The sequence below is a fragment of the Streptomyces sp. NPDC052042 genome, from assembly GCF_044548345.1.
In the GTDB taxonomy this organism is placed as follows: Bacteria; Actinomycetota; Actinomycetes; order Streptomycetales; family Streptomycetaceae; genus Streptomyces.
In genome coordinates, this window is sequence record NZ_JBIUBU010000013.1 from 1 (window position 1) to 21,280 (window position 21,280).

22 protein-coding genes and 1 pseudogene are annotated in these 21,280 nt (G+C 69.1%); 12 read left to right on the forward strand and 11 right to left on the reverse strand.

Features of this window, described 5'->3' with window-relative positions; all coding sequences use genetic code 11:
- Positions 1-180: 180 nt before the first annotated feature.
- On the reverse strand, positions 181-1,857 hold the full coding sequence (locus ACIHCL_RS21410) for a fumarate hydratase (protein WP_399863975.1): 1,677 nt from the start codon (positions 1,855-1,857) through the stop codon (positions 181-183).
- 206 nt (positions 1,858-2,063) lie between these two features.
- Between ACIHCL_RS21410 and ACIHCL_RS21415 the strand changes: the two genes are divergently transcribed.
- Both ACIHCL_RS21415 and ACIHCL_RS21420 read left to right on the forward strand, forming a co-directional pair.
- On the forward strand, positions 2,064-2,723 hold the full coding sequence (locus ACIHCL_RS21415; RefSeq protein WP_399863976.1) for a DUF1707 domain-containing protein: 660 nt from the start codon (positions 2,064-2,066) through the stop codon (positions 2,721-2,723).
- Between the two features lie 245 nt (positions 2,724-2,968).
- A complete protein-coding gene (locus tag ACIHCL_RS21420; protein ID WP_399863977.1) occupies positions 2,969-3,352 on the forward strand; it encodes a WhiB family transcriptional regulator in 384 nt (127 codons plus the stop codon).
- 521 nt (positions 3,353-3,873) lie between these two features.
- Here the strand turns inward: ACIHCL_RS21420 and glpX are convergent.
- Positions 3,874-4,905 (reverse strand): class II fructose-bisphosphatase, encoded by a 1,032-nt coding sequence (glpX, locus tag ACIHCL_RS21425; protein WP_399863979.1) that lies wholly within the window; start codon positions 4,903-4,905, stop codon positions 3,874-3,876.
- A gap of 142 nt (positions 4,906-5,047) precedes the next feature.
- Here glpX and ACIHCL_RS21430 point away from each other — a divergent pair, with 142 nt between their 5' ends.
- Positions 5,048-5,569, forward strand: coding sequence for a DUF4245 domain-containing protein (locus tag ACIHCL_RS21430; protein ID WP_399863980.1), 522 nt, complete (start codon positions 5,048-5,050; stop codon positions 5,567-5,569).
- Between the two features lie 248 nt (positions 5,570-5,817).
- Here ACIHCL_RS21430 and ACIHCL_RS21435 read toward each other — a convergent pair whose 3' ends face one another.
- The 4 genes from ACIHCL_RS21435 to ACIHCL_RS21450 all read right to left on the reverse strand — a co-directional run bounded on the left by ACIHCL_RS21435 (position 5,818) and on the right by ACIHCL_RS21450 (position 8,767).
- Positions 5,818-6,408 (reverse strand): malonic semialdehyde reductase, encoded by a 591-nt coding sequence (locus ACIHCL_RS21435; RefSeq protein WP_399863981.1) that lies wholly within the window; start codon positions 6,406-6,408, stop codon positions 5,818-5,820.
- A 321-nt stretch (positions 6,409-6,729) separates the two neighbouring features.
- Positions 6,730-6,993 carry an exodeoxyribonuclease VII small subunit gene (locus ACIHCL_RS21440; RefSeq protein WP_399863982.1) on the reverse strand — a complete coding sequence of 88 codons (264 nt, stop codon included), beginning with the start codon at positions 6,991-6,993 and terminating at the stop codon, positions 6,730-6,732.
- 254 nt (positions 6,994-7,247) lie between these two features.
- Positions 7,248-8,459 (reverse strand): exodeoxyribonuclease VII large subunit, encoded by a 1,212-nt coding sequence (gene xseA / locus ACIHCL_RS21445; RefSeq protein ID WP_399863984.1) that lies wholly within the window; start codon positions 8,457-8,459, stop codon positions 7,248-7,250.
- Between the two features lie 182 nt (positions 8,460-8,641).
- Positions 8,642-8,767, reverse strand: coding sequence for a hypothetical protein (locus ACIHCL_RS21450; RefSeq protein WP_399864219.1), 126 nt, complete (start codon positions 8,765-8,767; stop codon positions 8,642-8,644).
- Between the two features lie 107 nt (positions 8,768-8,874).
- Between ACIHCL_RS21450 and ACIHCL_RS21455 the strand changes: the two genes are divergently transcribed.
- Positions 8,875-9,858: a 4-hydroxy-3-methylbut-2-enyl diphosphate reductase gene (locus ACIHCL_RS21455; protein ID WP_399863986.1), complete on the forward strand. Its 984-nt coding sequence runs from the start codon at positions 8,875-8,877 to the stop codon at positions 9,856-9,858.
- Positions 9,859-10,147: 289 nt separating this feature from the next.
- Entirely contained in the window at positions 10,148-10,918 is a 771-nt protein-coding gene (gene ppgK, locus ACIHCL_RS21460) for a polyphosphate--glucose phosphotransferase (protein ID WP_399863987.1), read from the forward strand.
- A gap of 181 nt (positions 10,919-11,099) precedes the next feature.
- Here ppgK and ACIHCL_RS21465 read toward each other — a convergent pair whose 3' ends face one another.
- Positions 11,100-11,705: a DUF6542 domain-containing protein gene (locus tag ACIHCL_RS21465; RefSeq protein WP_399863988.1), complete on the reverse strand. Its 606-nt coding sequence runs from the start codon at positions 11,703-11,705 to the stop codon at positions 11,100-11,102.
- Between the two features lie 686 nt (positions 11,706-12,391).
- Between ACIHCL_RS21465 and ychF the strand changes: the two genes are divergently transcribed.
- Positions 12,392-13,498: a redox-regulated ATPase YchF gene (ychF, locus tag ACIHCL_RS21470; protein ID WP_399863990.1), complete on the forward strand. Its 1,107-nt coding sequence runs from the start codon at positions 12,392-12,394 to the stop codon at positions 13,496-13,498.
- Between the two features lie 47 nt (positions 13,499-13,545).
- Positions 13,546-14,637: a hypothetical protein gene (locus ACIHCL_RS21475; RefSeq protein ID WP_399863991.1), complete on the forward strand. Its 1,092-nt coding sequence runs from the start codon at positions 13,546-13,548 to the stop codon at positions 14,635-14,637.
- 285 nt (positions 14,638-14,922) lie between these two features.
- Here the strand turns inward: ACIHCL_RS21475 and ACIHCL_RS21480 are convergent, their stop codons facing one another.
- Entirely contained in the window at positions 14,923-15,084 is a 162-nt protein-coding gene (locus ACIHCL_RS21480) for an ArsR family transcriptional regulator (protein WP_399863993.1), read from the reverse strand.
- Positions 15,085-15,087: 3 nt separating this feature from the next.
- Between ACIHCL_RS21480 and ACIHCL_RS21485 the strand changes: the two genes are divergently transcribed.
- The 4 genes and pseudogenes from ACIHCL_RS21485 to ACIHCL_RS21500 form a co-directional block, all read left to right on the forward strand.
- Positions 15,088-16,020 (forward strand): MFS transporter, encoded by a 933-nt coding sequence (locus ACIHCL_RS21485; protein ID WP_399863994.1) that lies wholly within the window; start codon positions 15,088-15,090, stop codon positions 16,018-16,020.
- A gap of 153 nt (positions 16,021-16,173) precedes the next feature.
- Complete coding sequence (locus ACIHCL_RS21490; protein ID WP_399863996.1) at positions 16,174-16,524, forward strand: nuclear transport factor 2 family protein; 351 nt, start codon at positions 16,174-16,176, stop codon at positions 16,522-16,524.
- A 281-nt stretch (positions 16,525-16,805) separates the two neighbouring features.
- Positions 16,806-17,765: a restriction endonuclease gene (locus ACIHCL_RS21495; protein ID WP_399863997.1), complete on the forward strand. Its 960-nt coding sequence runs from the start codon at positions 16,806-16,808 to the stop codon at positions 17,763-17,765.
- Positions 17,766-17,802: 37 nt separating this feature from the next.
- Positions 17,803-17,958 (forward strand): annotated as a pseudogene (locus ACIHCL_RS21500) (winged helix-turn-helix domain-containing protein); the annotation flags it as partial.
- A gap of 397 nt (positions 17,959-18,355) precedes the next feature.
- Here ACIHCL_RS21500 and ACIHCL_RS21505 read toward each other — a convergent pair.
- From ACIHCL_RS21505 to ACIHCL_RS21515, 3 genes are all read right to left on the reverse strand, one after another.
- Positions 18,356-18,562 carry a hypothetical protein gene (locus ACIHCL_RS21505; protein ID WP_399863998.1) on the reverse strand — a complete coding sequence of 69 codons (207 nt, stop codon included), beginning with the start codon at positions 18,560-18,562 and terminating at the stop codon, positions 18,356-18,358.
- Positions 18,563-18,819: 257 nt separating this feature from the next.
- Positions 18,820-19,032, reverse strand: a complete 213-nt coding sequence (locus ACIHCL_RS21510; protein ID WP_399863999.1) for a helix-turn-helix transcriptional regulator — start codon at positions 19,030-19,032, stop codon at positions 18,820-18,822.
- A gap of 2 nt (positions 19,033-19,034) precedes the next feature.
- A complete protein-coding gene (locus ACIHCL_RS21515; RefSeq protein WP_399864000.1) occupies positions 19,035-19,313 on the reverse strand; it encodes a hypothetical protein in 279 nt (92 codons plus the stop codon).
- A 176-nt stretch (positions 19,314-19,489) separates the two neighbouring features.
- Between ACIHCL_RS21515 and ACIHCL_RS21520 the strand changes: the two genes are divergently transcribed.
- Positions 19,490-21,250 (forward strand): AAA family ATPase, encoded by a 1,761-nt coding sequence (locus ACIHCL_RS21520; RefSeq protein WP_399864001.1) that lies wholly within the window; start codon positions 19,490-19,492, stop codon positions 21,248-21,250.
- Positions 21,251-21,280 lie beyond the last annotated feature (30 nt).

Consider the following 21,280-nt stretch of genomic DNA (forward strand, 5'->3'; position numbering starts at 1 on the left):
GCCCGAACGTGAGTGCGTACGACGGAAGAAGAGGCGGCCGCGTGCGGTGGGAGAGAAAGCGAGTGTGTACGACGGAAGGGAGAGGGCGCACGCGGCGCCCGGGGTGGCGGCGTCACGTGCGCACGCGGGGGCGTACTCCTCCGCGGCCGGGTGTGTGCTCCGTCTGGAGCCGGTGATGGGTCAGGCGAGACCCGGGCCCCGCACCGGAATGCTGGTGAACGTCGGCGCGGCGGCGGGCTCGGTGAAGAAGTCGTTGCCCTTGTCGTCGACGACGATGAACGCGGGGAAGTCCTCGACCTCGATCTTCCACACCGCTTCCATGCCGAGCTCCTCGTACTCGACGACCTCGACCTTCTTGATGCAGTCCTGCGCCAGGCGCGCCGCCGGGCCTCCGATCGAGCCGAGGTAGAAGCCGCCGTGTGCCTCGCAGGCGTCGGTGACCTGCTTGGAGCGGTTGCCCTTGGCGAGCATCACCTTGGAGCCGCCCGCCGCCTGGAACTGCGCGACATAGCTGTCCATGCGGCCGGCCGTCGTCGGGCCGAAGGAGCCGGAGGCGTATCCCTCGGGCGTCTTCGCCGGGCCCGCGTAGTAGACCGGGTGGTCCTTCAGGTACTGCGGCATCTCCTCGCCCGCGTCCAGCCGCTCCTTGATCTTCGCGTGCGCGATGTCGCGGGCCACGACCAGCGGACCGGTCAGCGAGAGTCGGGTCTTGACCGGGTACTTGGTCAGCTCGGCCAGGATCTCGTCCATCGGCCGGTTGAGGTCGATCTTCACGACGTCCCCGGACTCGTCCAGGTGCTCGTCGGTGGTGTCCGGCAGGAACCGCGCCGGGTCCTTCTCCAGCTGCTCCAGGAAGACGCCCTCGGCGGTGATCTTCGCGACGGCCTGGCGGTCGGCCGAGCAGGAGACGGCGATCGCGACCGGCAGCGAGGCACCGTGCCGGGGCAGGCGCACGACGCGCACGTCGTGGCAGAAGTACTTGCCGCCGAACTGGGCGCCGATGCCGATCCTCTGCGTCAGCTCGAAGACTTTCTCCTCCAGCTCCTTGTCCCGGAAACCGTGGCCGGTGGCGGAGCCCTCGGTGGGCAGCTCGTCCAGGTAGTGCGCGGAGGCGTACTTCGCGGTCTTCAGCGCGAACTCGGCCGAGGTGCCGCCGACGACAATTGCCAGGTGGTACGGCGGACAGGCGGCGGTGCCCAGCGAACGGATCTTCTCCTCCAGGAACTTCATCATGGAGGCCTCGTTCAGCACGGCCTTCGTCTCCTGGAACAGGAACGACTTGTTGGCCGAGCCGCCGCCCTTCGCCATGAAGAGGAACTTGTACGCGTCGCCGTCCGTGGCGTACAGCTCGATCTGTGCCGGCAGGTTCGAGCCGGTGTTCTTCTCCTCCCACATGGTGAGCGGAGCCATCTGCGAATAGCGGAGGTTGAGCTTGGTGTAGGCGTCGAAGACCCCGCGCGACAGGGCTTCCTCGTCACCGCCCTCGGTGAGCACGTTCTGTCCGCGCTTGCCCATGACGATCGCGGTGCCGGTGTCCTGACACATCGGCAGGACGCCCGCGGCGGCGATGTTCGCGTTCTTCAGCAGGTCGAGCGCGACGAACTTGTCGTTGGACGACGCCTCGGGGTCGTCCACGATCCGTCGCAGCTGCGCGAGGTGGGCGGGGCGCAGGTAGTGCGAGATGTCGTGCATGGCCTCCGCGGCCAGCGTGCGCAGCGCCTCCGCGGAGACCTTGAGGAAGGTACGGCCATCGGCCTCGAAGGTGGAGACACCCTCGGAGGTCACCAGACGATACGGCGTGGTGTCCTCACCCAGGGGGAGCAGATCGGAGTACGCAAACTCTGGCATTACGGCCATTCCTCACTCGGCAGACGGCGGCTGGCCTCCCTCGGGCAGCGCATCCCCCAGGGTAGGACCCCGCGCGGACGCCGGGGCTGTGAGGTAAGGCTCAGTCCGGACGCCCGCCCGTGGGCCGGGGAGGGAGCGGGGCGTGTGCGGACGCGACACGGCGGGGGCGGTGCAGGGGGTAGTCGCGATCTATCGCGTTTCGGTACCCTGGGGCGGTGGACCTCGAAAAGCATCCCCAGAAGCCCGTAGCTCCGGCCGAGCCGGCCGGTATCCGTGCCTCCGACGCCGACCGCGACCGGATCGCGGACATCCTGCGTGAGGCCATGGCCGAGGGCCGGCTCACCGCCGAGGAACACTCCGAGCGGGTCGACGCGGTCTACCGCGCGAAGACCGTCGGTGAGCTCGAACCGCTGGTGCGGGACCTGCCCGCCCCCGGCGGCGCCCGCCCGGCCGCAGCAGCCGGTATCCCGGACGAGGGGAGCCCGACCGGTCCGGTGGAGAGCCTGGTGGCGGTCTTCAGCAGTTCCACCCGCCGGGGGCGCTGGCGGGTCGGCAACCGCACGAACGCCTTCGCCTTTTTCGGCAGTGTGGAGATCGATCTGACGGAGGCGCTTTTCGGTCAGAGGCTCACGGTGATCAACGCGACCTCCATCTTCGGCAGCGTCGATATCCGGGTCCCGGAGAACATCTCCCTGCGGGGTGGCGGAACCGGCGTCTTCGGTAGCTTCGAGGTCTCCACGCTCGAATCCCCGGACCCCGAGGCGCCCGTGGTCGTCATCAACGGATATTCGGTGTTCGGCAGCGTCGACGCCAAGCCCAAGCGCGGGAAGTTCATCGCGGACCTCCAGAAGCGGCTGCGTAAGCACCTGGGCTGAGAGGAGCTGCGTGGGCCCGCGGGAGAGTGCTTGCGAATTTCCCGTGAAGTCCTCCCGGGCCCCCGCCGTCCGCCTCCGAATCGGCTCCGGAACACCCCGAAATCCCCTTCGAGAATCAGCCATATTCCTGACTGGCCGCCATTGCGCGCCCCGGAACCGGGGCCACTCAGTGCATAGGCGCACGTACAGCGGGTAGGGACTGCTGCATCGTCTTCTCGCTCCGAAGCCGTCGTCAGGAGTAGACCGTGCTGCAACTGCCGCATCAGCCCGTGCAGGCCGCCGCCGTTCCTTCCCAGCGCGTCCCCGCCCGGGAGGACCAGGCTGGCCCCTGGCACTCGGAGGCGGTATGCCGTCGGGACGAGGCCGGGCTGTTCTTCGCTCCGTCGAAGGAGCCGACCGCCGCCAGACTTGCGCGGGAGGAGGCCGCGAAGCGGGTCTGCGCGCGCTGCCCGGTGATGGTCGAGTGCCAGGAACACGCGTTGATCCAGCCGGAGCCGTACGGCGTGTGGGGTGGCCTCACCGCCGCCGAACGCCGTGTGGTGCTCGCCCGGCGCCGGCGGCGCGAGATGGAATTGCAGGCGTCGGCGGCTCCCGCCGGAGCCGCGAGCCACATCGCCGCGGCCGGCTGACGGCGGCTGACGGCGGCGGACGGTTCGGAGAACGCACCACCGGGCGGTCGGCAGAGGCCCCACCCGGGGGCGCACCGGGGCGAGCCCCGCCCGCGTGGCGGACCACCGGCGATCGGGTCCGTGCGATGCCCCCGGATGAACGCTGAACGCGAAGAGGCGCCCCACCGCACACACGGGGCGCCTCTTCGCGTACGTTCCCGGCACTCGGGAATGGGTCCGGGCGGGTCCACGGGCGCGGCCGGCCCCGCCCCACGAGGGGCGGGGCGCGCACACCTGGCGACGGGGACAGAATTCACCGGGCCGGGGCCGTACGGCGAGCCCGTCGGGGCGGGCCGCGTGCGATCCACCGGGAGGATCCGTCGGGGCGGTCCGCCGACCGCCCGTCGGGTCGGACTCGCCCGCGCGGGGCCATGGGGCCGGGACCACCGGGGCGGGCGCACGGCAGGGCGGCGGGTGCACGTCCGCCGGGGCGGAGCCATGGGGTCCGCGGGGACGGGACCGGGTCCGCGGGGGAGGGGAAGCTACTTCGCGCGGTCGAAGTCGATCGCGCTGTAGGCGCGCAGCTTCGAGAGCCGGTGCGTCGAGTCGATCTTCCGGATGGTGCCGGACTTGGACCGCATGACGATCGATTCGGTGGTCGCGGTCTCCGCGCGGTACCGCACACCGCGCATCAGTTCGCCGTCTGTGATCCCGGTCGCAACGAAGAACACGTTGTCGCCGCTGACCAGGTCGTCGGTGGACAGCACCCGGTCCAGGTCGTGCCCGGCGTCCAGCGCGCGCTGCCGCTCGGCCTCGTCCTTCGGCCAGAGCTTGCCCTGGATGATGCCGCCGAGGCACTTTATGGCGCACGCCGAGATGATGCCCTCCGGCGTACCGCCGATGCCCATCAGCAGGTCCACGCCGGTCCCCTCGCGGGCTGCCATGATCGAGCCCGCGACGTCGCCGTCGGAGATGAACTTGATCCGGGCGCCGGTCTCCCGGATCTCCTTCACGATGCCATCGTGGCGCGGGCGGTCGAGGACGACGACGGTGACGTCCTCGGGGGTGGAGTTCTTCGCCTTCGCGACACGGCGGATGTTCACCGAGACGGGCGCGTCGATGTCGACGAAATCGGCCGCCTCGGGCCCCGTGACCAGCTTGTCCATGTAGAAGACGGCGGACGGGTCGAACATGGCGCCGCGGTCGGCGGCGGCCAGCACGGCGATCGCGTTCGGCATGCCCTTGGCGTTGAGGGTCGTGCCGTCGATCGGGTCCACCGCGATGTCGACCTCGGGGCCCGTGCCGTCACCGACGTGCTCGCCGTTGAACAGCATGGGGGCTTCGTCCTTCTCGCCCTCGCCGATGACGACGACGCCGTTCATCGACACGGTGGAGACGAGGGTCCGCATGGCCTTCACGGCGGCTCCGTCGGCGCCGATCTTGTCTCCGCGGCCGACCCAGCGCCCCGCCGCCATGGCGGCGGCCTCGGTGACCCGGACCAGTTCCAGGGCGAGGTTGCGGTCGGGGGCCTCCGGGGAGACCTCAAGCTGAGACGGCAGATGATGCTCGGACATCGGAGCGCACCTTTCTGTACGGCGACGACCGGAAGAGGGTGCATTGACTCTATCGTCAGGTCGACAAAATGAGCAGGCCGGGTCACTTTTGAGCGGTTGACCCGAGCGGTGTAACGATCGCCTCTGATGCGACCATGGGCCCGTGGCTAGCAAACGAGGCAAGCAGACAGTGCGGGGCATGTTCCTGTCGATGGCGGTGGCCACCGGCGCCGCAGGGTTCGCTTACATCTTCATTCCGCACGGTGGGAACGCCAACCCGGTCCCGGCGATCGACTACCGGGTGGAACTCCTGACGGCGCGGCACGCCGCGCCGTACCCGGTGGCGGCCCCGGACGGACTCGCCAAGGACTGGAAGCCGACCTCGGTCAGCTACGACCACGAGAAGGGGAGCAGCTGGCACCTGGGCTTCCTCGACCCGGACGGCAAGTACGTCGCCGTGGAGCAGTCCACGTCGTCCCCGGTGGACAAGTACGTGACCGAGGTGAGCCAGGACGCCAAGGACACCGGGCGCACGCAGCAGGTCGCCGGTGAGGCGTGGCAGCACTGGAAGGGTGACAAGTACGACGCCCTCGTGCGCCAGGACAAGGACACGACCACGGTGGTCACCGGCTCCGCCTCGACGGAGCGGCTGGCGGAGATGGCCGCCGCGCTCAAGGGCTCCTGACGCGTCGAGCGGTCGCACACCTCCCGTGCGTCCCCTCCCCTGGGGTCGTGCGTGTCCCATGCGCCATACGCGTCATGCGCGTCGTACCGGATGCGCATACGCGTACGCCGCTCGGGTCGGGGCGTGCGCGCGATACGCCCGCGGCGCGTGCGGTGGCTGTGGGAGGCCGAACGGCGACACGCATGGGAGGAGGCCCCGGACCGGCGGTGAGGCTGGTTCCGGGGCCTTCTCCATGTCGCGAGGTGCGATCAGACGGTCGTGACGACCTCGTCGTAGGAGAGGCGCGGCAGGCGCGGGAACCAGGCGTCCTCGCCCGGCTTGCCGATGTTGACGACCATCAGCACCTTGTGGTCCCCGTCCAGGAACTCCTTCTCGATGCCCGCGGCGTCGAAGCCGGTCATCGGGCCGGCGGCCAGGCCGGCGGCGCGGACGCCGATGATGAAGTACGCGGCCTGCAGCGCGCCGTTGAGCGTGGCGGACGACTCACGCACCGGGCGCTCGGAGAAGAACGCGTCCTTCGCCTGCGGGAAGTGCGGCAGCAGGGCCGGGAGCTCCTCGTGGAACTCGTTGTCGGTGGCCAGGATCGCGACCAGCGGGGCGGTGGAGGTCTTCGGCTGGTTGCCCTTGAGCATGTGCTGCACGAGGCGCGCGCGGGCGTCGTCGGAGCGGACCAGGACGACGCGCAGCGGCGACTGGTTGAACGCGGTGGGGCCGTACTTGACCAGGTCGTAGATCGCCTGGACCTGCTCGTCGGAGACCGGCTCGTCGGTGAAGGTGTTGGCCGTGCGGGCCTCACGGAAGAGGAGGTCCTGGGCGGTGGGGTCAAGAACGAGGGACATCGTGCGGTATTACCTTCCGGGGTCTGTGCGTGGATCGGGCAACGGAGACCACCGTAAGGGAGAGGTGTATTAACTTTCAACTAAAGTGCGGTGGGGTGATTGGTTCCACACCGCGCGGGTCAATGTGCACGTCAGCGCGAGGGTCGACGTACACGTCCCGTACCCCTGGCACGGCTCCCAGGGGGGCGGGAAGTCCGGGTGGGTCCGAGGCGGGAAAGCAGGGGAAGGGGCCCGGTGCCTCGTCAGGCACCGGGAGCCCGGCCCTTCAGCAGGCACCGGCGTCCCGGTCACCGTCCCGGCCGCCGGAGTGAGAGCGGCGGCTCAGCCGTCGTCCCCCGCCGGCTCGCCGCCGTCCCGAGCCTCGGCCGGCCCGGCCAGGGCCGCGTCCAGCCGTGCGCGGGCGCCCTCCAGCCAGTGCCGGCACACCTTCGCCAGCTCCTCACCCCGCTCCCAGAGAGCGAGGGACTCCTCCAGCGTCGTACCGCCCGCCTCCAGGCGCCGTACCACCTCGATCAGCTCGTCACGAGCCTGCTCGTATCCGAGCGTGCTCGTGGCACCGGTCGTCGCGGTCCCGTCGTCCGTCATGTGCCCCACCCTACGTTCCGGCCCGCCAGGGGCCCTTGTCCTCGTTGTCCGTCATCCGATGTCCGTCGTCGCGATCGAGGGGGCGGCCGTCCGTCATCGCCGTCCGTCGTCCCGATCAGGAGGCTGGCCGTCCGCCGGGGCGCCGCGCCGCCGTCGCGCCACGCCACGGCCCCGTCGCCCGCGCGGGCCTCTGTCGCATTCCGCGGCGCGGCCCTGTCGCGGCCCGGCCGACGCGGGCGCGGCCGGGCCGGGTCTCATTCGGCGACCCGTACCGCGAACTCGCCCCCCGACACCCGTGCTCGGAGCACATCGCCCGCCGGTCCAGCGTCCTCGGGCGTGCGCACCACATGGCCGTCCGCCCGTTGCAGCACCGCGTATCCGCGCTCCAGGGTCGCCGCGGGCGACAGTGCGACCACGCGCGCCCGGGTGTGGGCGAGCTCCGAGTCCGCCCGGTCCAGCAGATGGCCCAGCACCCGTCGGCTCCGCCCGACCAGGGCGTCGATCTCCGACGCCCGTTCGTCCACCATCCGCTGCGGGTGCTCCATCGACGGCCGGGCCAGCGCGTACGCCAGCCCCCGCTCCTCCCGTTCCAGCAGCCCCCGGACACACCGCAGCGCCCGGTCCCGCAGCTGCCGCACCCGGTCCAGCTCCTCGCCCACATCGGGCACGACCTTCTTCGCCGCGTCCGTCGGTGTCGAGGCGCGCAGATCCGCGACCAGGTCGAGCAGCGGGGAGTCCGGCTCGTGGCCGATCGCGGACACCACCGGCGTACGGCACGCGGCGACCGTACGGATCAGCTGCTCGTCCGAGAACGGCAGCAGGTCCTCCACGCTGCCGCCGCCCCGCGCCACGATGATCACGTCGACACCCGGGAGGTCGTCCAGCTCCTTCACCGCCTGGACCACCTGATTGACCGCGTTCACACCCTGCACCGCCGTGTTGCGCACCTCGAACCGCACCGCGGGCCAGCGCCGCCGGGCGTTCTCCAGCACATCGCGCTCGGCCGCCGAGGCCCGTCCGCAGACCAGTCCGATCAGCTGGGGCAGGAATGGCAGCGGCTTCTTCCGATCGAGCGCGAAGAGTCCCTCCGAGGCCAGCGACTTCCTCAGCTGTTCGAGCCGGACCAGCAGTTCGCCGACGCCGACCGGCCGTATCTCCGTGGCCCGTAGCGAGAGCTGCCCGCGGGGCGCGTACCACTCGGGCTTCGCGAGGACGACGACCCGCGCCCCCTCCGTCACCACGTCCGCGATCCGGTCGAAGACCTGCCGGAAGCACGTCACACCCACCGAGACGTCCCGCGAGGGGTCGCGCAGCGTCAGGAAGACCACGCCGGCGCCGGGCCGTCGCGAGAGCTGCGTGATCTGCCCCTCGACCCAGACCGCCCCGAGCCGGTCGATCCACCCACCGATGAGCCGTGACACCTCACCGACGGGCAGCGGAGCTTCCGCGGACGTTTGGAGAGCCATGCGGGTGAGCGTATCCGCCCGCACCGACAACCGGCCGCCCGCGAACCGCCCGCGTCGGTCCCGCTCCCCGTCCCGGCCCAGCCGACCGGGCGCCTCGCGCCGTCAGGCCGGGCGCCGCCCCCACCGCACCGCCGGGACCACCAGCCTCACCCCCAGCCAGCACACCCCCACCACCTGGGTGCTCACGGTCGCCGCGAACCGACCCGAGCGGCAGCCCGTACGCCCCACGGATCGAGCAGCGTGGTCACGACGACCGCGAGCGCCGTCCGCACCCACCGCGACATCGAGGGCACGAGCGCGTTCAGCACGATCGGATCGTGTACGCGCCGGATCGTGTACGGACCGGATCGCGTACGCCCCGGTCCGGCGACCCCACCGATCTTCCACGCGTCCGGTGCGGCCTTACGATGGGCGCATGACTGCCCCGACACCCCGCCGCGTCCTGCTCGCCGCTCCCCGTGGCTACTGCGCCGGCGTGGACCGTGCCGTGATCGCCGTGGAGAAGGCCCTGGAGCAGTACGGCTCCCCGGTCTACGTACGCCACGAGATCGTCCACAACAAGTACGTCGTGCAGACCCTGGAGAAGAAGGGCGCGATCTTCGTCGAGGAGACGGCGGAGGTCCCCGAGGGCTCGATCGTGATGTTCTCCGCGCACGGCGTCGCGCCCACCGTGCACCAGGAGGCGGCCGAGCGGAAGCTCGCCACGATCGACGCGACCTGCCCGCTGGTCACCAAGGTCCACAAGGAAGCCGTCCGCTTCGCGCAGCAGGACTTCGACATCCTCCTGATCGGCCACGAGGGCCACGAGGAGGTCATCGGCACCTCCGGCGAGGCCCCTGACCACATCACGCTGGTCGACGGCCCCGAGGACGTCGCGAACGTCGAGGTGCGCGACCCGTCGAAGGTCGTCTGGCTCTCCCAGACCACGCTCTCCGTCGACGAGACGATGGAGACGGTCGGTGCGCTCAAGGAGAAGTTCCCGCTCCTGGTCTCGCCGCCCAGCGACGACATCTGCTACGCCACGCAGAACCGGCAGACCGCGGTGAAGCAGATGGGCGCGGACGCCGACCTCGTGATCGTCGTCGGCTCCAAGAACTCCTCCAACTCGGTCCGCCTGGTCGAGGTCGCCCTTGGCGCCGGTGCCGGCGACGCCCATCTGGTCGACTTCGCCGACGAGATCGACGAGGCGTGGCTGGACGGCGTCTCCACGGTCGGCGTCACCTCGGGCGCGTCCGTTCCCGAGGTGCTGGTCGACGGAGTCCTGGAGTGGCTGACGCAGCGCGGCTTCGAGGACGTGGAGATCGTGAAGGCGGCCGAGGAGTCCATCACGTTCTCCCTGCCCAAGGAACTGCGCCGCGATCTGCGTGCCGAGGCCGCCGCGCTGGTCGAGGGGAAGTAGCACCGGCGGAGCCGCCGGAACGGCGAAGGAGCACCGGCCGGGCCGCCGGAACGGCAGGGCGGCGGTGCGTGCCCACGCTCGACGGCTGACGTGGCCGAGTCCCGGTGCGCGCTGTACGGAACGCCCGGATGCGCGCCCCGGAACCGGCGCGCGCCCGCGCGCAGCAGCCGAACCCCGGGAGCGGTCGGCCGCCCCGGGAGCAGCCGGGGCGGCGGGAGCCGCCGATTGCCGAACGGCGGCTCCGCGCTCCGGGAAGTGGGCCGGGCTGCCTGCCCGTACCGTTGATTGCATGAGGATCTTCGGCGTGGACATCGGCGGATCCGGGATCAAGGGCGCGCCCGTTGACCTGGAGCGCGGAGACCTGGCACAGGAGCGCTACAAAGTACTCACCCCGCACCCGGCCACGCCCAGCGACGTGGCCGACCACGTGGCCGAGGTGGTCGGGCACTTCGACTGGTCGGGCCCGGTGGGCATCACCTTCCCCGGGGTCGTCACCGACGGGTGCACCCGTACCGCGGCCAACGTCGACAAGAGCTGGATCGACGCGGAGGCCCGCAGGCTCCTGAGCGACCGGCTCGGCCTTCCGGTCACCCTCCTGAACGACGCCGACGCCGCGGGCATCGCGGAGATGGCGTTCGGCGCGGGACGGGGCCGCAAGGGGACCGTGATCATGCTGACTTTCGGCACGGGGATCGGCAGCGCCCTGTTCAACGACGGCAGGCTCGTCCCCAACACCGAGCTGGGCCATCTGGAGCTGGACGGCCGCGACGCGGAGAAGCACGCCTCCACCAAGGCCAAGGAGGACGAGGACCTCGGCTGGAACCACTGGGCGCGCAGGGTGCAGAAGTACCTGATGCACGTGGAGATGCTGTTCTCGCCCGAGCTCTTCATCATCGGCGGCGGAGTCAGCCGCAAGGCCGACAAGTTCCTGCCGCTGATCGAGCACGTCCGGGCCGAGATGGTTCCGGCGGAGCTGCAGAACAACGCGGGCATCGTGGGCGCGGCGATGGCGGCATCGGACGGGGCGACGGCGTCGAACGGGGCTTCGGACGGGGCCTAGAACCGACCGTCGGCCATCGGCCGACCGGTCGGCGGACGTGTGCGGCGCGTGCTCATGCGTACGCGCAGGCCAGAGGCGTCCATGCGCGCACGGGGGCGGTACGCGCCCCGCGCGTGCAGCCGTGTGCACGGCCGAGCCACCGCGTCCCGGGGCGGCGCTTCCCGAGTCACCGCGTCCCGGGTCAGTGCCGGGGGCGGCGCGCTTCTCGTGGGTTCCGGGGCGCCTGCGCGGCGGACGGCCCCCGGCGCTGTCGTCGGCGCTGCCGCATCAGCCGCACCTTCCGGACGGTCGCGATGAGCCCGGCGATGAGCGTGCCGCCGTACAGCCAGCCCGCGTGCACGGCGAGGGCGGTGACGACCGCCATGATCTGCCCGGCGAAACCGCCGTCACCGCCGGAGATCGGGATGACCCCGATGGCGAACGCGATCGGGACGATGATCGGCGCCGTCACCAGGTCGGCGGGCCGCACCCACAGCGCGGTCAGAGCACTGACCGGCAGGAACAGCATCCCGAACACGAACGCCGAACCGTCGAGCAGCAGCGAGTCGAGACAGGCCAGGACGAACATGACGGCGGCGGCGAACAGCCCCGCGCCGATGCCGGTCAGCCGGGGATTGGGCAGCCTGCGGAGCGCGAGAACGACGGGCGGTACCGGTCGGGACCGGCCACCCGGCTTCGCGTCCATCACCCGGTAGACGGTGGCCGCTTCGTCGATGGTGCCCTGCGGGGACAGCGGGGCCTGCTGGGACTGCCCGCGCTGCGGGGGACGTGCTCTTTGCTGCTCCACCGTGACAACGTAGGTCGCCGGGCGGTGGGAAGCGGGTGCGGGACACGCCCTTTGGGTGACGTCGGGGGTGAGTTCGATGCCACACGGCCGAACGGGAACCGGACCGCTCCCCAACGGAACCCGAACCACTCCCCGGGCCGGACCTGCGGTTTCCCGGCCGAAACCCGGCCCGTCCGCGCTCCTCGGCCTTCCGGGCCCGCCCGCGCCTGTCGGGCTCCGGGCCTGCCTGTCGGGCTCCGGGCCTGCCTGTCGGGCTCCGGGCCTGCCTGTCGGGCTCCGGGCCTGCCCGTCGGGCTCCGGGCCTGCCCGTGCTCGTCGGCTTCCGGGCCCGCCCGCGCCCGTCGGGCTTCGGCGCGCGTCCGCCTCCGGGACCGCGCCCGTCGGGCTTCTTCTCTCGTGCCGGCTGAGCCCGGGGCCTGCCCAGCCCCGCCCCCCGTGCGCCGTCCGCCGTCCCCTGGCCCCGGCCCTCGCCCTGTCGGCCGCGGCCCCCGATCGCCGGGTACCGCGGGTGCATAGCCCCAGGGTTCCGGGGCCCTGGCTCTTGGCCCGTTGGCCCCTGGCCCCCGGGACCCGGCCCGTCGGAGCCGGTTGCCCGGTCGGCTGCTCGCCCTCGCCCGTAAACTGGAGAATCGGCCCACCCGGGTCGAGCTCACTTTCGCCCTCCACCCCTTCAGGAAGTCGCCAACGTGTCGCTCACGATCGGAATCGTCGGTCTGCCGAATGTCGGCAAGTCGACCCTGTTCAACGCCCTGACCAAGAACGACGTGCTGGCGGCCAACTACCCGTTCGCCACGATCGAGCCCAACGTCGGGGTCGTCGGCGTCCCCGACCCGCGTCTGCACCAGCTGGCGGAGATCTTCGGCTCCCAGCGGCTGCTGCCCGCGACGGTCGACTTCGTCGACATCGCCGGCATCGTCCGGGGCGCTTCGGAAGGCGAGGGCCTGGGCAACAAGTTCCTCGCGAACATCCGTGAGTCGGATGCGATCTGCCAGGTCATCCGCGCCTTCAAGGACGAGAACGTCGTCCATGTCGACGGCAAGGTCTCGCCGAAGGACGACATCGACACGATCAACACCGAGCTGATCCTCGCCGACCTCCAGTCCGTCGAGAAGGCCATCCCGCGCCTCACGAAGGAGGCCCGCCTCCAGAAGGACAAGGTCGCGGTCCTCGCCGCGGTCGAGGAGGCCCAGAAGATCCTGGAGTCCGGCCAGACCCTGTTCGCCGCGGGCATCTCCGCGGGCACCGAGAAGGGCAAGCTCCTCCACGAGCTGCATCTCCTCACCACCAAGCCGTTCCTCTACGTCTTCAACGTCGACGAGGACGAACTGGTCGACGAGGACTTCAAGAACGAGCAGCGGGCCCTGGTCGCCCCCGCCGAGGCGATCTTCCTCAATGCCAAGATCGAGTCCGAGCTGATCGAGCTCGACGACGACGAGGCCCTGGAGCTCCTCCAGTCCATGGGCCAGGACGAGCCCGGCCTCGCCACCCTCAGCCGCGTCGGCTTCGACACCCTGGGCCTCCAGACCTACCTGACGGCCGGCCCCAAGGAGGCCCGCGCCTGGACGATCAAGAAGGGCGCCACCGCCCCCGAGGCGGCCGGTGTGATCCACACCGACTTCCAGAAGGGCTTCATCAAGGCGGAGATCATCTCCTTCGAGGACCTGATCGAAACCGGCTCGGTCGCCGAGGCCCGCGCCAAGGGCAAGGCCCGCATGGAGGGCAAGGACTACGTGATGCAGGACGGCGACGTGGTGGAGTTCCGGCACAATACAACCTCTGCTGGTAAGAAGTGACTGGATGGTGGGAAGGCCTCTCGGGGAAGTGGTCGTGGACCGACCCGGTGCTTCTACTGGGCTTTGTCACCGTTCTGGTTACCGCGTTGATCCCTGTCGTCTTGTGGTGGTTCGGCGCGAAACAAGCGAAGCGCGACGGTGCGTTGAACGAGCGGCGGACCAAGACTCTGGACCGTCAAGAGCAGATCTCTCGCCGGCAGCGCCGCGACTCGTTGCTTGAGATCGTTGATCGATCCTCTGACGCAACGCATCTGGGGCTTCTGTGGCGCGAGGTTGGAGAGTATGAAGGAGAGGACCGCGAGCTCCTTCTCTCCGTCTTTCGCACCAATGTGGCGCTTGCGCTGCCTGGCTCGTCGAATGGCGTGAAGGTCGCCGATGACCTGACTGACACGGTTGTAGCGCACTACGTCAGTGGGCTCGAGCGGCGCTACGCGGTCGGCACGGGCAGGCACGGGTCCTACCCTGGGCTACTCGACTTTGTGGTGACCGCGAAGAGTCGGCGCGCGAAGATTGAAGCGTTTAAAGTCGTCGCGCTTGTTACCGGTGCCACGTCTGAATATCAGCGCCCAAGCCACGGATTCTACCGGGATCTGGTCAATGCATTACCCGAATCTGCGGGTGGACTTCTCAACGCGGTCGAGAATATCGACTATCGCAGCGCTGGCGGTCTCAGGCTGAATGTTCTCACCGGCACGCTCTTGGCGCTTAAGGACGTTGAGCTGGAACGTTTCCGAGGGCGGCAGTTCATGCAGGTAGATGCGATTCATGAACTGAGATATTCGGCCTCCGTGGCTCTCGCGACCCTGCTTCATCGTGACAACCTTCGATCTTTTGACCGATGGTCACTCGAAGGGTCAACCGAGCCCGTGAGTGCCACAGTCGCTTGGCTCATCAGGGCTGTCGGTTGGCTTGCGGACGTTGACGATCACCTCGCTATGCGGATGATTCAGAACCTGGCTGACGCTATTGAGTCGATACCTGACGCAGACCGACGCTGGGGAACCGACGCCGAAGATGTCCGGCAGGGGTTCGAATCCATAATGCAGAAACAACCGGCACTCTGGGGAATCTATGGATCGGACCTGGAAGCGGCTGCCACGAGTATTGGGGCTTGGAAAGCAAAGACGGGCAAGAAGTAGTCCGACGCCCGCAAGCCGTTGAGAACCCCCGCGATCGTTGAGATCGCGGGGGTTCTTGCTTCTCCCGGGGAAGGCGCGGTGTCGCCGGGCGGCTGGGGTGACCCCCGGGGGGTCAGCACGACGCACTGGCCCCCCGGGGGGTGGCTGCTGCTCCGTCAGATTGTGTGGGGGGCTTTGAGTTTTCCGTCCCTCGTCTGGAGCGCCTGAACATTTTCACGTCGCCGCACGTGCCAATCTCTTGCGGCTGGGTCGGACCAGAAACAGGCCGACGCATGCACGGTTCGCCTACTTCAGGCCGACCCTCGTCGCCTCTCCGGGCGCTGCGCTCAGCAAAGAGGCCAGAAGCCCGGGGAAGCGCGCTTCGAGGTCGCCTGCGCGGAGCTTGACGTAGCAGCGAGTGCCCTCGTCGCGGGTGCGGGTGATGCCGGCGCTGTGCAGCGTCTTCATGTGATGGCTCAGCGTGGACTTCGCTACCGGGGCGTCGCCCCTGATCTCGCGTCGCTGCTCTTCCTGCGGATCACCGCGGGGCTGTCGGCGGCAGCGGTGTCGACCACCGCGTTCGCGGCTGCCGCCGAAAGCGCGCCCGACGGCAAGCAGGGCGCATACCTGTCCCTGGTGACCGCAGGCCTCACCGTCGCGCTGTTCACGGGCGTCCCTGTGGGCACCTGGGTCGCCGGTACGTGGGGTTGGCGCTCGACGTTCCTGTTGATCGCGGCTGTCGCCGCCCTGGTGGCCATGCCGCGCCTGCCCGGATCCGCGCCGATGGCGCTGGGCGCGCGGCTGGCCCCGCTGCGACGCCCGCCGGTGCTGCGCATGGTGGCGGCGATCTTCCTGTGTGGAACCGGCGGGCTGATATTCCATACCTACCTCGACCCCATCTCGGTGCACGCCCTCGGCTCGGACGCACACCTGCCCGTGGTGCTGCTGGTAGTCGGCCTCGTCGGTGTCATGGCCGCCCTGTTGGGCGGCCGTTTGACCGACAGCTACGGTCCCCGCCGCGCCCGCTTGGCGATTCTGGGCGGCCATGCCCTTGCGCTGGCCTTTGTGGCGACCATGGTCGTGGCGGGCGCGTCACTATGGGTGTTCTTGGCCGGAGTGGCCGTGTGGTCGGTGTTCGCCTGGGCGCTCAACCCGCCCATGCAGGCCAGCACGATCGCTGCGGCACCAGAGGCGGCGATGACTGCTGTCTCTCTGAACATCTCCGGTCTGTACCTCGGTACCGCTGCCGCTGGGGCTGTCGGCGGGCTGCTTCTCGACCGCCTCGGCGCAACCGCGATTCCGATCGTCGGTGCGGTCGCCCTGGCGGGAGCCTGGTTGATCGCTGCTCCCTCGGTCAGGACCCGTGCGGAGGCTGGCGATGACCGACAGCCTGCGGCTCTCTGAGTGTGTCGAGTGGCTTCGCGGCGACTTCTCCGATCGTGCGGGGCATCGGTTCTCCTCGTCCTTGACTTCAGGTCGGCCTGAAGTTCCACCCTGGGCAAACTACTCCGACGAGAGGACGAGCCATGACCGTGGACGCGCTCCACCAGGCACTGAGTGCTTTCAACGGAGGCCGACGCGTTCTTCGACCACCTTGCCGACGATGTGGTCCTGGAGCTTCCCTATGGTCCGACACTGGGTCTGCTGGCCCGTGTCGAGGGGAAACCGGCGGTGCGAGCACACCTCTCCGCCGTGCAGGCCGGCGGACTGAGGATCAGCGCCCCGGCCGTCGAGCGGATCGCCGAAGGGCGTTACCTCGTCGAGTACACGGGGGCCTATCGGTCCGCCGACGGGGCTGCCTCGAACGTGCCCATGATCGCCGTGATCGACGCTGTCGGTGTCGGGATCACCTGCATCCGCGAGTACTGGGACACCTTGCTTCTGGCAAGGCTGAACGCCGACGCATAGCCATTGCTGCACTGCGTACCGAGCATGGCACCTCACGGCGAAGAGCCCCGCGACCGCAGCGGTCGCGGGGCTCTTCGCCGCCACGTCAGGAGATCAGCAGGGCTGGCCTGCTTCCTCCCGGGTTCAACGAGCAACTCGCCTACCGATGTGGGTAGTTGGACTCGTGTGCGTGGCTCGCACGCCTTTGCGATGCCGTAAGTGCTTGACCCCGTCGCGCTCTAAGATCCTCGGGCAGCACCGTGGAGCGCGCGGTGGGAGACGAGAGAAGAGGAACGCCGTCCATGTGGTTCGAGGACCCTGGTCATGTCAGTGACGTCACGATTCGTCCTGCGGCGATGACGGTCCTGGCGAAAATGCCCAGCAACCAACGCGCCGGCTGGCAAGCAGCTCTTGAAGAGGCCCGCAAGGACATCCTCGGCAGTGGCACCGTGCTACACACGAGGGAGTACACGGGCACCTACGATCACAAGTACGACTCCTGGAACATGCCGACCAATCTAGGGATCGGTATCTCCGCTGTCGACGACGGCCGCGCCACCGTGCGGCTCGTCCAGTACGGCTTCCAGGGGCTCGACACCATCGGTCAGGTTGTGTCCTACATCAACTGCAGCAGGTTGTTTCACCAGGTGACCGTGGGTGAAATCCTGCCGGCGGGGTCCCGGCCCCGCTACACCTCGGCGGGCTACGACTGCCGTCGGCGCGAGATCGACGAGGCCTACCGCACGCTCAAGAAGGCGTTCGATGCACCGACCGGCCGAGAAGGACGGTACCGAGACCTCCTGCGCCTGGCCGAGTTCCTGAAGGAGCAGGCGAGCGCCCTGAGCCAGCCTGAAGCTGCCCGCACGAACCAGTTGCGCGAGGTGCTCGTCTGGTTCGCTCTGTCCCCTGCCGAGTTCGAACGCGAAGTCGCCGAGCTATGCCGCAAGGACGGCTGCACCCGAGTGCAGGCCGTGGGGAAGGCCGGCGACCTCGGTGCGGACGTTATCGCTCACACCCCTGACGGGCGCAAAGTCGTGATCCAGTGCAAGCAATACCGGGGCAAGGTCAGCAGCCCCGATCTGCAGAAGTTCGCCGGGACCGTATTCCAGATCCACCGCGCAGATGTTGCGCTGCTGGTGACCACGGGGACCCTCACTGCTCCTGCGGCGAGCCTGGCGAAGGCCGCGGGCATCGGCATCGTCCACGCCGACCTGCTCGACCGGTGGGCCAGCGGTCAGGGGACGCCGCCCTGGGACGCCTGAGACGTGCGGACCTGGTCGCCGGACGCGCAAAGCTGGCTGGGGGCTCACCTTCCAGCGTCCGGACAAGCGGGCCGTCGAGCAGGATCCGGAAGCGGTCCGCGTCTGGCACAAGGAGACCTGGCCGACGATCCGGGCCAGGGCGAAGGCGGAGAACGGTGAAGTCCTCTTCGCCGATCAGGTCGGGATCCGCTCGCCCCTCGACGCTCATCGGCCGGCACTCGATCCGCTCCAGGTCGTCCAGCAGTGCCCGGCCGTCTGCGTAGTCGCGGGACTCGTCGGGCTCTTGAGCGGCGGCCCGGCTGTAGCGGAGCCGCCAGGCCTACCTGATGCGGGTGATCCTCGTCGGCACCGTCCAAGCCGTCCTTCGCTGCCCGTGCATCTGCGGTCGGTGCTGCATGACCTCGTCGCCCCAGCCGGGCAGATCGCGGTACCCGACGGGCGAGGTGGGCGGCCGGAACCATTCGCGGGGTTGGTCGTCGGCGACCTCGGAGTCGGTGACGGCCTCCGCGACTACAGCCGGGACGTCACGTCGTCGTGGAGCCGCTTGATGGCGTTCATGGTGAAGCGGATCTCGTCATTCGCAGAGAAACTCATTGCTGCCTCAGCACATTGTGCACTGCCGGCTTGATCCGCGTTGCCAGCCTGTCGATGAGCTCGTCCACGTCCGCGCCGTCGTAGAAGCAGGCGCGGACAGTGAGGTAGTCGAAGGGGATCTGGCGCTCGTCCTGGCTCGATCCGATCACGCGATCCGCTTTGCGCATCGCGGCGCGGGCGACGTTGGTCGGGTTGATGATCAAAGCGGTCCCACCATGACTGCGCCCTTCCGGTAGCCAATGGTGGAGGGGCGTTTGGGGTGCCGGAACACCGCGGAGTTCCGGCACTAAGAACCATCTTGACATTTGACATGATGTCATGTCTCGGACGGTCGAGTTCCGGTTCAACGTCTGAGTTTTTTTACGACGAGAGGGCTGGGACCGCACGTGGGTGCGGTCCCAGCCCTCTCCTCGTGAATTGGGTCGAGGCCGAGCGAATGCCTGCGGCAATGCATTTGGCTTCAGCTCGGTTGCGTGTTTTCCCCCCGAGGGTCAAAGAGGTCCTCGATCCTGCACTCGAAGACCTCGGCGAGGCGAAAGGCCAGTGGCAGCGAGGGGTCGAAGCGGCCGCGTTCGATGGAGATGATCGTCTGGCGGGAGACGCCGAGTTCATCGGCGGGGCGCTGCTGCGACCAACCGCGATCCTGACGGCGTTCGTGAAGCGAGCTCTCCACGGTCAGCCCCGCTTCTTTGCCATGAGGTAGCGAGTAAAGACGCTGAAGAAGGCCACGAAGAGGACTCCGATGAGTGCCCAGACAGCGTCGGACTCGGACCCAGTGATGGCAAGGATCGCAAGGCCGATGCCGGTCAGCATGATCGTGTCGCGAAAAGCGCCCGCCATAGCGGTGTCCAGCCAGGTCGATTCGATTGATTCATCCGACTTGTCGAGCGCTCCTTGCAGGGTCGACCGATCGACGATGATCGCCCGGACCAGGCCGATGAGGCTCCAGGACAAATGCAGCCGCCCGTGAGGCTGTCCGAACCATGGGCGACCTGAGAGCGAAAAAGCTGATCTTCACCGCCCCGGTACCGGGCGAGCGGGGCAGCATGAGCGCGCGACACCCGGGATGCAACCCTCAAGTATCGCTCTCTCAGGTATCACTTGACGGGTGGAACCAGCCTGCGTATCCCATGCGGGCGAATCCTGTACCAACCGACGACAGCAGGGGGATCCGGGTGCCGGGGCCGTCCGTATCACGGAGTTCGATCAAGAAGTGCGAGCAGGCGTGGCTCCAAGGGGTTTCGCAGCTGAGGCTGGGCAACCGGGCCGCCGCGGCCGACGCCTTTCACGCGGCCGTCGCGCACAACCCGCTTGCCGCCGATGCCTGGCTGGGACTCCACGCCACGGGCCGGCTCCAGGGGCAGGCGATCGAGGCCATGCACGGCCAAGCCCAGTCCTACGGGGCCATGCGCACGAAGTTCCGGACGCCGTTGTCCTCTCGGTTCCAGATCGGGGGCTATGTGACCTTCCGCCTGGAGACGCCTCGCGACCTGTGGCTCGCGACGGCGGCGAAGCTCTTGGAGGACGGGCTGCTCGACCAGGCATGGAGCATGCTCTCCCGGGCCGTGCTCGACTGCGACGAGACCCGTTTCGTCTGCGCACGGTACGCCTTCCTGAAGAAGGACTGGCCACTCCTTCTGACGTTTGCCGAGGGCATCCGGGACTCCTTTCTGCGGGACGAGTCGCAGCTCTACGTTGCGGCCGGGCTGATCGCCCAGGACGTCTGCCACGAGGCGCTCAACGTGCTGAAGCCACTCCCGCAGGCACTCGCCGATGAGGCCGGCTTCCTCGGGGAGGTCGCCTATCTGCGTGGCCGTGCGCATGAGTGGCTCGGCCGGGCCGAGGAAGCTCTGAAGCAGTTCCAGACGGCGTTCCGGTACAGCCCCGCCCTGGGCGATGTGGCCCAGCGGGCGAAGGCGGCGGCCCCGCCTGCCGCGCGTGTGCCCGCCCAGGCTGCTGGGGCCGCGCGGGCACAGCGTGAGGACGCCTCCGATGCCACCTTGAGCGAGCAGGAGCGTTCGGCGCTGCTGGACGAGGCGATGGCCGAGCTGGACGCGATGGTCGGCCTCGCCCCGGTGAAACGCCAGGTGCGCAGTCTGTCGGCACAGCTGAGGATGGCGGCGGTGCGCAGGGACCAGGGGCTGGCCGCGGCGCCGGCGCCACAGCACTTGGTGTTCGCCGGGCCGCCCGGCACGGGGAAGACCACGGTCGCCCGCGTCGTCGGCAAGGTCTTCGCCGGGCTCGGCCTGTTGACCCGGGGCCATGTCGTCGAGGCCCAGCGCGTGGACCTCGTGGGACAGCATCTCGGAGAGACGGCGATCAAGACGTCCAAGGTCATCGACGAGGCGCTGGACGGCGTTCTCTTCGTCGACGAGGCGTACGCACTGTCGAATACCGGGTACTCGGGCGGTGACGCCTTCGGCAAGGAAGCCCTGCAGGTGCTCCTCAAGCGGGCCGAGGACGACCGGCACCGCCTGGTCGTGGTTCTCGCCGGGTATCCGAACGAGATCGCCGAGCTCCTGTCCACCAACCCGGGTCTCGCCTCCCGCTTCAATACCCGAGTGGATTTCCCCGCCTATTCGGCCGATGAACTCGTGCTCATCGCGGAGTCGTTCCTGGGAGCCCAGGGGGATGTGCTCACCGAGGAGGCGGGGGTCGCGCTGCGTGCGTCATGTGACCTCGCCGTCTCAACCGGGTTGATCGACCGGCTCGGCAACGGCCGTTTCGCACGGGAACTCGCCCGGAAGGCCGCCGCGGCGCGGGATCTGCGGGTCTACGACCTGCATGGCAGCTCCGGCGTGCCGTCGCAGGGCGAGGTCACCACGCTGCACGTGGGCGACGTCATGGACGCGTACCAGGAGCTCACCGAAAGCACTTCGCCCAGGGAATGACCGAGCCGTCGCAGCCACCTCTCCGGGGGC

Excerpts from the sequence above, each read along its gene's own strand:
- ACIHCL_RS21410 (WP_399863975.1), bottom strand. The coding sequence starts at position 1,857 with ATGGCCGTAATGCCAGAGTTTGCGTACTCCGATCTGCTCCCCCTGGGT.
- glpX (WP_399863979.1), bottom strand. The coding sequence starts at position 4,905 with ATGTCCGAGCATCATCTGCCGTCTCAGCTTGAGGTCTCCCCGGAGGCC.
- ACIHCL_RS21435 (WP_399863981.1), bottom strand. The coding sequence starts at position 6,408 with ATGTCCCTCGTTCTTGACCCCACCGCCCAGGACCTCCTCTTCCGTGAG.
- ACIHCL_RS21440 (WP_399863982.1), bottom strand. The coding sequence starts at position 6,993 with ATGACGGACGACGGGACCGCGACGACCGGTGCCACGAGCACGCTCGGA.
- xseA (WP_399863984.1), bottom strand. The coding sequence starts at position 8,459 with ATGGCTCTCCAAACGTCCGCGGAAGCTCCGCTGCCCGTCGGTGAGGTG.
- ACIHCL_RS21455 (WP_399863986.1), top strand. The coding sequence starts at position 8,875 with ATGACTGCCCCGACACCCCGCCGCGTCCTGCTCGCCGCTCCCCGTGGC.
- ppgK (WP_399863987.1), top strand. The coding sequence starts at position 10,148 with ATGAGGATCTTCGGCGTGGACATCGGCGGATCCGGGATCAAGGGCGCG.
- ACIHCL_RS21480 (WP_399863993.1), bottom strand. The coding sequence starts at position 15,084 with ATGAAGACGCTGCACAGCGCCGGCATCACCCGCACCCGCGACGAGGGC.
- ACIHCL_RS21485 (WP_399863994.1), top strand. The coding sequence starts at position 15,088 with ATGGCTCAGCGTGGACTTCGCTACCGGGGCGTCGCCCCTGATCTCGCG.
- ACIHCL_RS21495 (WP_399863997.1), top strand. The coding sequence starts at position 16,806 with ATGTGGTTCGAGGACCCTGGTCATGTCAGTGACGTCACGATTCGTCCT.
- ACIHCL_RS21520 (WP_399864001.1), top strand. The coding sequence starts at position 19,490 with ATGCGGGCGAATCCTGTACCAACCGACGACAGCAGGGGGATCCGGGTG.